We start from the raw sequence: 10810 nt of genomic DNA on the forward strand, positions 1-10810 counted from the left end.
CGCGGCGGCGGCCGGCGCGGAAGCGGCCGGCGCCGAAGCCGCCGGCTTGGCGTCCTCGGCGTGCACCGGCGCGGACAGCGCGAACAGGACGGCAACCCCAGCCAGCAACGTTGTTATAGTTTTTTTCATCAATCTTCCCCTTAAAGAGCTTCGTTGCCGGTTTCGCCGGTACGAATACGTATGACTTGTTCCAGGTTGTACACGAAGATCTTGCCGTCGCCGATCTTGCCGGTACGGGCGGCGCCTTCGATGGCTTCGATCGCCTGTTCAACGACGGCGTCGTCCACCGCCGCTTCAATCTTGGTCTTCGGCAGGAAGTCCACCACGTATTCCGCACCGCGGTACAGCTCGGTGTGGCCTTTCTGGCGACCGAAGCCCTTGACCTCGGTCACGGTGATGCCTTGCACGTTGATCGCCGAGAGGGCCTCGCGGACCTCATCGAGCTTGAACGGCTTGATAATGGCGGTAATCAGTTTCATACGGGCCTCGCTTAGAAGGTTTTGGAAATGGTCAGGACAGCCCCGGTTTTAGCCAGGTTCTTCCCGTCCGGTCCGACGTAGGCTTTCGTGTCGGCATAGACCGCCGCCAATGCCACCGTCACTACGCCGAAATCTTTGGTCACGCCCAGCTTGTAGTCGGTATAGCTGGAGGCGCCGTTGTGTTTTACGTTCTGGTGGCCGGCGTGCGCGTTCAGCACATAGCCGTCGGCCAGTTCGAAGTTGCCGGAGGCGTCGAGGTAGCCGCTGTTCTTGCTGTCTGCAAAGCCGAACAGGTTGGTGGTCGACTGCGAGTATTTCAGCGTGACGGGGCCGTAGCCGATCTGGCCGTACAATTCGAAGGTGTTGGCGTTCGGGTGCAGGCCGTTGGACGGATAGTAGTAGTACAGGCCGCCGACGTCGTAGCTGACGTCCTTGACGATCTCGCCGCGCTTGCCGGCGTACAGGTCCCATTCGACATTGCCATCGCCGCCCGCATCCTTGGTCCATTTGATGGTGGACAACCAGGTGCCGGCGTAGAAGCCGGTTGGATTGTGCGTGTAGTCCGCGCCGCCCTGCAGTGCAGGTTTCAGGCGGCTCTGCGATACGCCGCGGTAGCGGTAGTCGCTGACAACGGCAGCGTTGAAACTGACTTCGTTGTCTGGTTTCGCTTCGGGCGCGGGTGTCGCGTCTTCGGCGCGCGCCAGGCTGGCGCTCATGGAGGCGAATGCTAAAGTCAACGCTGCGATCAGGGTGAAGTTCTTGCTCAAGCTTTTCATAGTTGTTTTCCTTGTGTAGTTGAACTTGTTTAGCAGTTGCGGTTTAAAATCCTGTGTGAAGCGAAGCGATAAAGCGTTCATGGCTTCTTTAGCAGAATGCGTGCCAGCTAATCTTGTCGAGGTGATAGCTGCCGCAGCGACATCGGCAACGGGACCGCATTTGAAAGAAATGTGAGAATGGGATGGGTGCGGCGGTGATTTTTACGAACTTCGCACCACAATAAGGCCGAAGCGCACTGCAATGGTGCAGTGCCAGGCCGGTTAGATCAAGGAATATTATGGATATGAATACTTTTTTCAATGACTTGCAAAGCAAGATCAATCAGGCCATCGAAAACTCACCAGCAAAGGACATCGAGAAGAACGTCAAGTCGATGATGACGCAGGGTTTCGCCAAGCTGGACCTGGTGACGCGCGAGGAGTTTGATGTGCAGGCGCAAGTGCTGGCCAAGACCCGCGCCAAGCTGGAAGCGCTGGAAGCGCGCCTGGCGGAACTGGAAGCCAAAGCTGGTCAATAAAGCCGGTCCGCGCTGCGCCCTTTTGGGCTAGCGCAAAGCACCGCGGCGGGCCTGGGCTACGCTGGTGGCTGGTATCCCACTGGCCGTCCGCTAACCCATGAGCCTAGCCGTACTCAAAAGCCGCGCCCTGGCGGGCATGGAGGCGCAGGAGGTCAGCGTCGAAGTGCATCTGGCCAATGGGCTGCCCGCCTTCACCATCGTCGGTCTGGCCGACACCGAGGTCAAGGAAGCCAAGGACCGCGTCCGCGCCGCCATCCAGAATGGCGGATTTGAATTTCCCGCACAACGCATCACAGTGAATCTGGCCCCGGCCGATTTGCCGAAGGAATCCGGCCGCTTCGACCTGCCGATCGCGCTGGGCATCCTGGCCGCGTCCAAACAGATTCCCTCCAACCGCCTGCACCAGTACGAGTTCGCCGGCGAGCTGTCCCTGTCCGGCGAATTGCGGCCGATACGCGGCGCGCTGGCGATGTCGCTGGCCACGCGGCGCGACGGCGGCACCCTGGCCTTCATCCTGCCGCTGGCCAATGCCGACGAGGCTGCGCTGGTCGGCAACGCCGCCATCTACCCGGCGCAATCGCTGCTGCAGGTGTGCAGCCACTTTGCCGCCAAGTCGGTCGAGTCGATGCTGTCGCGCCATGAATCGGCGCCGTTGGTGACGCAGCAGGAGTATCCCGACTTCGCCGACGTCAAGGGGCAGCTGTTCGTCAAGCGGGCGCTGGAGGTGGCGGCCGCGGGCAACCACTCGGTTCTGCTGGTCGGCCCGCCGGGCGCCGGCAAGACCATGCTGGCGGCGCGCTTTGCCGGCCTGCTGCCGGAGATGACCGACGAGGAAGCGCTGGAGGCCGCCGCCGTGCAATCGCTGACGGGCGGCTTCCGCATCGAGCACTGGAAGCGCCGCCCGTTCCGCTCGCCGCATCACACCTCGTCCGGCGCGGCGCTGGTCGGTGGCGGCAGCGTGCCGAGGCCGGGCGAGATTTCGCTGGCGCACCGTGGCGTGCTGTTTCTCGACGAGCTACCCGAATTCGCGCGCAATGTGCTGGACGTGCTGCGCGAGCCGCTGGAGTCGGGCCGCATCACCATTTCGCGTGCCGCGCGGCAGGCCGACTTCCCCGCGCATTTCCAGCTGATCGCCGCGATGAACCCTTGCCCCTGTGGCTACGACGGCCACATCAGCGGCGTCTGCCGCTGCTCGCCGGACATCATCCAGCGCTACAAGGGCCGCATCTCCGGCCCGCTGCTGGACCGCATCGATATCCAGATCGAAGTCGGCCCGGTCGATCCCGAGATCCTGGCGGCCGACGCCGACGGCGAACCATCGCGGGTGATCGCCGCGCGGGTGCAGGCGGCGGCGCATATCCAGCTGCAACGCCAGGGCAAGCGCAACCAATACCTCAGCACGCGCGAAATCGACCAGTACTGCAGGCTCGACCGCCACGGCAAGGCCAGCCTGAAGCAAGGCATGGAGCACTTCCACTGGTCGGGCCGCGCCTACCACCGCATCCTGCGCGTGGCGCGCACCATCGCCGACCTGGCCGGCAGCGAGCGCATCCTCGCAAACCATGTCCTCGAGGCACTCCAGTACCGGCGCGCGCTGCGCGACCGCTGAACGCAATTCCAAAGCAAGGAACGGATTTCCGCCGTCGCGCGGACAGCCTACAGTGCACTCATCAATCCGGGAGGGCACATGCAAAACCAAGCATTCATCGTCACCGGCGCCGACCGCCCCGACGGCCGGGCGCGCGCCGAGTTCTATATCGCCAACGGCGCCCGCGTGATGCTGGTCGGCGCCGACTACGCCGCCTGCCGGCGCGCCGCGCGCATGCTCGGCCAACGCGCGGCCGCGCTCGATGCCGACGTGTCATCGGCCGCCGGATGGCTCGGCGTGGTGCGCGCCACCCTGGGCGTGTTCGGCCGCATCGACGACGTTTATAACGACGGCAGCATTCACGACCCCGCGCGCGAAGCCGGGCCATCCCCATGCGAAATTCTGCCGATGCCAGCGCTAAGCATCACCTCTTCGCCGGGCTAGCTGCTATATTGCTTGCTACCCTTACAACCCGACGGGAAATCGATGACACGCCTGCCCCTCTACCTCGCCGCCGGCGCGCTGCTGGCCGGCTGCGCCAGCACCCAGCCGCCGCTGACCGACTTCACCGGCAACTCCGGCAACCCGCGCGCGCCTGAACAACTGGCCGTCACGTTCGAGCAGGCCGACCTGGCGCTGCGCGTCGATCCCGCCACCCGCAGCATCAGCGGCGACGCCGCGTTGACTTTCCTGGCAAGCGCTCCCTTGACCCGCATCGCGGTCGAGCTGGACCGCAACCTGCCCATCGATTTCGCCAGCGTGGACGGCGTGCAGCTGGCGCCGTCGGCGATCAGCAATCCGGAAGGCCGCCTCTACCTGACCTTGCCCACGCCGCTGGCGGCCGGCGCCCGCACGACCGTGCGCATCCGCTACCACGGCGTGCCGCACGTGGCCTCGCACGCGCCGTGGGACGCCGCGTTCACCTGGAGTAAAACCGAGGACGGCCAACCGTGGATCGCCACCACCGTCGAAGGCGAAGGCTGCGATCTGTTCTGGCCCTGCATCGACCACCCGCAAGGCAAGCCCAAGCTGATCGACCTGCACATCAGCGTGCCGTCGCCGCTGGTGGTGGCGGGCAATGGCGTCGCGCTTGGCATGGATGAAAAGAACGGCTGGCGCACCTATCACTGGCGCGCCAAGAACCCCAGCACCTACGGCGTCGCGCTGAACATCGGCCCGTACGAACTGCTGTCCGGCGAGTACGACAGCCGCTACGGCAACAAGATCCCGCTGCGCATGTGGTACCTGAAGGGCCACGGCGAACAAGCCCAGGGCCTGTTCGCCGAATTCGCGCCGATGCTCGATTTCTTCGAGGCGCGCATCGGTCCCTACCCGTTCGGGGACGAGAAAATGGGCGTGGTCGAGACGCCGCACCTGGGCATGGAACACCAGACCATCAACGCCTACGGCAACGGCTACGCCAAGTCGCCGATGGGCTACGACTGGCTGCTGCATCATGAACTGTCGCACGAGTGGTTCGGCAACCAGATGACCAATGCCGACTGGGACGACATGTGGCTGCATGAAGGCTTCGGCAGCTATATGCAGCCGCTGTACCTGGAGCACCTGCGCGGCGAGCGCGAGTTCCAGGCCGAGCTGTTCACGCAGCGCAAGTCCTTGCTCAACAAGGTGCCCGTGGTCAGCGGCAAGAGCAAGCGCGTGGAGGACGTCTACGAGGACAAGCGCGGCGGGCCCGGCAACGACATCTACACCAAGGGTTCGCTGATCCTGCACACGCTGCGCAACCTGATCGGCGACGACGCCTTCTTCGGCGCCACGCGCCGCCTGGTCTACGGCACCGACGCGCCCAAGCCGGGCAACTTCGCGCCGCGCTACGGCAGCACCCGGGAATTCATCGCCCTCGCCAACGAGGCCAGCGGCCGCGACCTGGGCTGGTTCTTCGACGCCTATCTGTACCACGCCGCGTTGCCTGAGCTGGTCGAGGAACGCCACGGCCAACAGCTCAAGCTGAGCTGGAAGCTGAAGGATGGCGGCGCCTTCCCGATGCCGGTGGAAGTGCGCGTCAACGGCCGCATCGAGAAACTGGCCATGGCCGACGGCACCGGCGAGCTGACGCTGCCGCCACAAGCGCTGTACACCATTGATCCGAACTCGCGCGTGCTGCGCCAGCAAGCCCAGATCGACGACTGGCGGCGCCAGGAAGAACAACGTAAAAAGAAAGCCAAGTCCTGATGAAGAAAATCTCCCTGGCGCTGATGCTGGCGGCCGCCCTGTCGGCCTGCAGCCCGCAATACGACTGGCGCGACTACCGCAGCAGCGACGCGCCCTACGCCGTGCTGTTCCCGGGCAAGCCGGCCAGCCAGACCCGCAGCATCCAGCTCGATACGCTGGCGGTCAACATGACGATGACGGCGGCCGAGGTCAACGGCGTGATCTTCGCGGTCGGCAGCGCCCAGGTGCCGGACGCGGCCCAGGGCCCGGCCGCGATCGAGGCGATGAAGACCGCGCTGGTCAGCAATATCGGCGCCACCGTCACCAGCAATAAATCATCGGCCGACGGCAAGCAGGCCACGCTCGATGTCGAGGCCAAGGGCAGCCAGAACGGCGAGGCGATGCGCCTGATCGGCCACTTCGTCGCCAGGGACAAGCGGATCTACCAGGTCATCGTCATGGGCCGCGACAAGAACATCGTGCAGGATACGGTCGAAACCTATCTCGGTTCCTTCAAACTGAACTGAAACGCGGCGCGGGACTTAGGAATGGCTTAACGATGTGCGCTACCGCTCATACGGACGGGTTGACCTCTTGTATAGTAATGCCCAAGGCCTAATGTTTCGATTACGGCTACCGCTACGGCAAGAAACGGTGCACCGTGCTATCGTTCCACCACAAGATTAAGAAAGCACACTATGTTAATTTCCTTCAAATCGAAGTCCAGCCCGGAAGTGCTGATGTACCAGGAACATGCTCAGCGCATCTTGGACTTGCTCCACAAAAATCCTACGCGCGGTGTCATCACGGCGCAGGAAGCGGCAGAGGCTTTGTCGGTGCTGGAAAACGAAGTTGCAGCCAGTAAATTGCATCCGGAGACGGACGTCGAGCACGATGTGCACGCCCACGAACAGGAAGACGGCGAGACGGTAGAACATGCCGTGATGCAAAGAGTCGGCTTTGCCGCCCGCGCCTTCCCGCTGCTGGAAATGCTGCGCTCGGCCAAGCAGGAAAACGAGAGCATCATCTGGGGCGTCTAAGCCCGTCTTTCAGTCTCCCGCCAGCGTCGCCGTCAGCGGGAGATCCAGCGTAAAACGCGTGCCCACGTCAAGCGCGCTGTCCACCCGGATGCTGCCGTCCAGCAGCGAGGTGACGATGTTGTAGGTGATGCTCAAGCCCAGGCCGTTGCCGCCCTGCCCCAGCTTGGTGGTAAAGAACGGGTCGAAGATGCGCGCCTGGTGTTCCAGCGGAATGCCCTTGCCGTCGTCCTGGAACACAATCCGCACCCGGTCCGGCCCCAGCCGCACCGCCCATATCTTGATGACACCGCCGCTGCGTCCTTCAAACGCATGCAACAGCGCGTTGTTGATCAGGTTGATGATGACCTGGCCGTAGGGGCCGGGGAAGCTGTCCATCTGGATATCGTCGGGCATTTCCAGTTCCACCTGATGGCCGGCCTTGCGGATCTGGTTCTTCATCGTCGTCACGATTTCCTGGCTGGCCTGGTGCAGGTTGAAATGGCGCCGCTTGGCGCTGGCCTGGTCCACCGCCACCTGCTTGAAACTATTCACCAGTTCGGCCGCGTTGTGCAGGCTGCGCATCAGCAGCGTCGACGCCTCGCGCGACGCCTCGATGAAGTTGCTCAGGTCCGAACGGCGCAGCGTGTTGCCCGCCTGGCGCTGCTCGATCTCCTGGGTCTTGTCCTCCAGCGTGCTGGCGATGACCAGGCTGTTGCCGATCGGCGTGTTCAGCTCGTGCGCCACGCCGGCCACCAGCGAGCCCAGCGCCGCCAGCTTTTCGCGCTCCACCAGTTGCTGCTGCGTGTCGCGCAACTGCCGGTAGGAATCCGCGTTGGCGAACGCCACCGCCACGTACGACGCCAGCGTGGTCAGCATGTCGAGATCGATGCGCTGGTAGGCGTGCTTGCGGTAGCTGTGCACGGTGATCACGCCGCGCACCTGGCCGGCCACCGAAATCGGCACGTAGATCAGCGAACACGGCTCGGTCGGCAGCGAACCGTCCTCCAGCGTGCCCATGTCGTCGGCGCCGGAGACCAGCGCAAGATGGCTGATGTAGCGCGGATACTCGTGCTCCAGGTCGTTGATGAACACTTCCTGCGCATGGTTGATGCACCAGACCGCCAACTGGTTGGGCTCGCGCATGCTGCGCGTGTACGGCGCGTAGCGCTTGCCCTTTTCCATCGCGAACGGATACTCGATCAGCTCTTCCTTGGGCCGGTAGATGCCGATGCCAAATACGCTGGCGTCCATCAGCGCATGCACCTGCTGGTACAGCATCGACATGATGGCCTCGCTGTCGAGGTTGGCCGTGATGCGGCGGCCGATGTCGGACAGCAGGGAGATGTTACGGTGCGCCAGCTCCACGCTTTCCTTCTGGTGCTCGACTTCGCGCTTCTGCCGCTCGATCGATTCCTTCTGCTGCACCAGCTCGCGCGTTCGGTTGCCCACCTCCACCTCCAGCGCATGCTTCTGGCGCACCAGCATGCGGATGCGGATGCGGAACAGCAGGTACACGCTGCCCAGCGCCAGGGTCAGCATCAGCAGCCGGAACCACCAGGTCTTCCACAGCGGCGGCGCGATGATCACCTCCAGCGCCACCGGCTCGCGGCTCCAGACCCCGTCCTTGTTGGCGGCCTTGACGCGGAACACATAGCGGCCGGCGTCGAGATTGGTGTAGGTGGCAAAGCGCTTGCCGGCGTCGGCCGTCACCCATTGCGGATCGAAGCCTTCCAGCTGGTAGGCGAAGCGGTTGCGCTGCGGATCGGCGTAATGCAGGCCGGCGAACTCGAACGAAAACACGGCGTCGCGGTAGCCCAGCCTGAGCGTGCGCGCCTCGTAGATCGGCCCCTTCTCCAGCACGTCGGGGCGCGGCTGCCCGGTCAGGATGGATTGGTTGAAGATGGAAAAATCCGTGATCGATACCGGTGGCGCGTGCGGGTTGTCGCGGATGCGCGATGGATGAAAGGCCGTCAGGCCGGACAGGCCACCGAAGAACAGCATGCCGTCGGCCGCCTTGTAGGCGGAGCCGATGAAGTAGGAACCGTCGATCAAGCCGTCGCGCGAGGTGTACTCCTTGAACGCGCCGGTGGCGGGATCGAGCATCGTCAGGCCGGCCGTGCTGCTGATCCACAGATGGCCGTGCTCGTCGGCGAGGATGGCGCCGACCGGGTCCGGCGCGCGGCCGCTGCTGGTCGGATAAAAGCGGAAATGCAGTTCGCCGTCGGCGCCCTGCTCGGCGCGGCACAAGCCGGCGGCCGTGCCTATCCACAGGCGTCCCTTGTCGTCCTCGTAGGTGTAATGCACGCGCTTGTGGCTGAGGCTGTCCGCCTTGCCGGGCTCGTGGTGATAGTGGCGGAATTTTCCGGCGCTTCGGTCGAAGCGGTCGAGACCGTTCTCCGTGCCGAGCCACAGCACGCCATGGCTGTCCTCCATCAGCGAATAGATGCGGCCATCCAAACTGTTCGGGTCGGCGGGGTCGTGGCGCCACGTGCTGATCGCGCCGGTTTGCGGATCGACGCGGTGCAGCCCCGCGCGCGACGCCACCCAGATCGCGCCGGCGCGGTCGAGCAGGATGCGCTGTATCGTTGCCGCGGCGGGATCGGCGTCCAGCACCACGCGCGTGAACGGGCCGCCTGCCGCGTCACGCCGGCCCAGCCCGGTTGAACTGCCGACCCACAAGCGGCCGCGCTGATCGATCTGGAGCGCCTGGATCTGGTCGCCCGGCAGGCTGGCCGGGTCGTGTTCGTTGTGACGCCAGACCTCGGTATTGCCCTTGACGATGTCGAGCAAGGTCAAGCCGTTGCCGGTGCCCAGCCAGAACTTGTTGGGTCCCGCGCCGATGACCACGCGGACCTTGTTGTTGCTAATGCTGGGCATCACGCCCGGATACTCGGTATAGCGCTCGAAGCCGCCGCTGGTCAGGTCCACCCAGTCCAGGCCGGTGTACCAGGTGCCGACCCACAGCGTTCCGGTGCGGTCCTGGTAAAGCGCGCTGATCTGGTTGTCGCCCACGCCATGCCGGTCCTGGCTGTTGTGCCGATAGGTGTAGAAACGCCGCGTTGCCGGATCGCGCCGCTTCAAGCCGTCGGCATAGCTGCCGGCCCAGAGCACGCCATCGCTGTCATGCAGCAGCGCGGTGATGCGTTGATCGTGCAAGGCATCGGCCGGCGCCAGCGGGATGCGCTCGGCGTTGTCGCTGCCCAGGCGCCAGGCCTGCAAGCCTCGCAGCGTGCCCGCCCACAACACGCCGTCGGCGCCGATCGACAGTGCCTGAATGTTGTTGGATGGCGCGGCGCCGTCCTGCGGCGACAAGTGGCGGAACTTGCTGCCGCCCGCCACCAGCATTTCCACGCCGCTGGCCGTGCCCACCAACAGATTGCCGCGCTGGTCGCGCACCAGCGCGCCGACACGGTCGTCGGCGATGCTGTCGGCATCGGCCGCCGCGTGGCGCAGCGTCCGCACCTGGCCGCTGGCGATATCCAGATGCTGCAAGCCGTCGCTGGTGGACAGCCATAAACCCTGCTGGCCATCGCCGGCAATGCTCAATACTGTCAGGTTGCCGTTCTTGCCGGGCTGGTGAATGAACGATTGGGTGGCGGGGTCGTAGCGGTCCAGCCCCCCCTTGCTGCCGACCCAGATCGTGCCATCGCCGTCTTCATACAAGGCATGGATATAGTTGTCGAGCAGGCTGTGGGGATTGGCAGGATCGTTTTTGAACGCGGTGGTGCGGTAGCCGTCGTAGCGGTTCAGGCCGGCCTGCGTGCCCAGCCACATATAGCCGTGCCGGTCCTGCAGGACGGCGGTCACGGATTCCTGGGTCAGTCCCTGCTCGATGCCGAGATGTTCAAACCGCAGGCTGAGCGGCGCGGCCTCCGCGACGGACATTAGCGCCGGCAAGAGCAAGCCGCATAAAAAGATAAACCGTATTGCGTAACCTGGCATAGGGCTGCGTCTCCGTGATGCAAGCCATTCTAATGCACAAAGATAAATCCGCACGAAAAAAATCCCCCACCTGCACAGAACGCGATCTTGAGCGCGTTCTGGCTGGCGGGGGGTTTTCTATAGTGAAGCGCGGCAGTGCCGCGCCGAACAAATGGCCGTGGAATGCGAAAAGCCCCCACCCGCACCGAACGCGATCTTGAGCGCGTTCTGGCTGGTGGGGGTTTTTCTATATAACTAGCCTGACGATAACCTACTTTCACACTGGTTGCAGCACTATCATCGGCGCAGAGTTGTTTCACGGTCCTGTTCGGGATGG

Annotated in this window: 9 protein-coding genes; 6 read left to right on the forward strand and 3 right to left on the reverse strand. The window is 64.1% G+C overall.

Annotation, left to right across the window (positions count from 1 at the left end):
- Positions 1-140 precede the first annotated feature (140 nt).
- Complete coding sequence (locus GTP90_RS32955; protein ID WP_092279474.1) at positions 141-479, reverse strand: P-II family nitrogen regulator; 339 nt, start codon at positions 477-479, stop codon at positions 141-143.
- An 11-nt stretch (positions 480-490) separates the two neighbouring features.
- Entirely contained in the window at positions 491-1255 is a 765-nt protein-coding gene (locus GTP90_RS32960) for a TorF family putative porin (protein WP_161087473.1), read from the reverse strand.
- A gap of 278 nt (positions 1256-1533) precedes the next feature.
- Between GTP90_RS32960 and GTP90_RS32965 the strand changes: the two genes are divergently transcribed.
- The 6 genes from GTP90_RS32965 to GTP90_RS32990 all read left to right on the forward strand — a co-directional run bounded on the left by GTP90_RS32965 (position 1534) and on the right by GTP90_RS32990 (position 6573).
- A complete protein-coding gene (locus GTP90_RS32965; RefSeq protein ID WP_008444917.1) occupies positions 1534-1773 on the forward strand; it encodes an accessory factor UbiK family protein in 240 nt (79 codons plus the stop codon).
- 97 nt (positions 1774-1870) lie between these two features.
- Entirely contained in the window at positions 1871-3382 is a 1512-nt protein-coding gene (locus tag GTP90_RS32970) for a YifB family Mg chelatase-like AAA ATPase (RefSeq protein ID WP_161087474.1), read from the forward strand.
- A gap of 78 nt (positions 3383-3460) precedes the next feature.
- Positions 3461-3805, forward strand: coding sequence for an SDR family NAD(P)-dependent oxidoreductase (locus GTP90_RS32975; RefSeq protein ID WP_161087475.1), 345 nt, complete (start codon positions 3461-3463; stop codon positions 3803-3805).
- A gap of 42 nt (positions 3806-3847) precedes the next feature.
- Positions 3848-5554: a M1 family metallopeptidase gene (locus GTP90_RS32980; protein ID WP_161087476.1), complete on the forward strand. Its 1707-nt coding sequence runs from the start codon at positions 3848-3850 to the stop codon at positions 5552-5554.
- The gene (locus tag GTP90_RS32985; protein ID WP_161087477.1) at positions 5554-6060 is read left to right on the forward strand and encodes a hypothetical protein; all 507 of its coding nucleotides are present in this window, start codon (positions 5554-5556) and stop codon (positions 6058-6060) included. The genes GTP90_RS32980 and GTP90_RS32985 overlap by 1 nt, the downstream gene beginning before the upstream one ends.
- A gap of 171 nt (positions 6061-6231) precedes the next feature.
- Positions 6232-6573 carry a DUF1840 domain-containing protein gene (locus tag GTP90_RS32990; protein ID WP_161087478.1) on the forward strand — a complete coding sequence of 114 codons (342 nt, stop codon included), beginning with the start codon at positions 6232-6234 and terminating at the stop codon, positions 6571-6573.
- Positions 6574-6582: 9 nt separating this feature from the next.
- On the opposite strand, the gene GTP90_RS32995 is transcribed toward GTP90_RS32990, so the two are convergent.
- Positions 6583-10437 carry a two-component regulator propeller domain-containing protein gene (locus GTP90_RS32995; protein ID WP_254452159.1) on the reverse strand — a complete coding sequence of 1285 codons (3855 nt, stop codon included), beginning with the start codon at positions 10435-10437 and terminating at the stop codon, positions 6583-6585.
- Positions 10438-10810 lie beyond the last annotated feature (373 nt).

It is taken from the genome of Duganella vulcania (genome assembly GCF_009857655.1).
Taxonomy (GTDB): domain Bacteria; phylum Pseudomonadota; class Gammaproteobacteria; order Burkholderiales; family Burkholderiaceae_D; genus Rugamonas; species Rugamonas vulcania.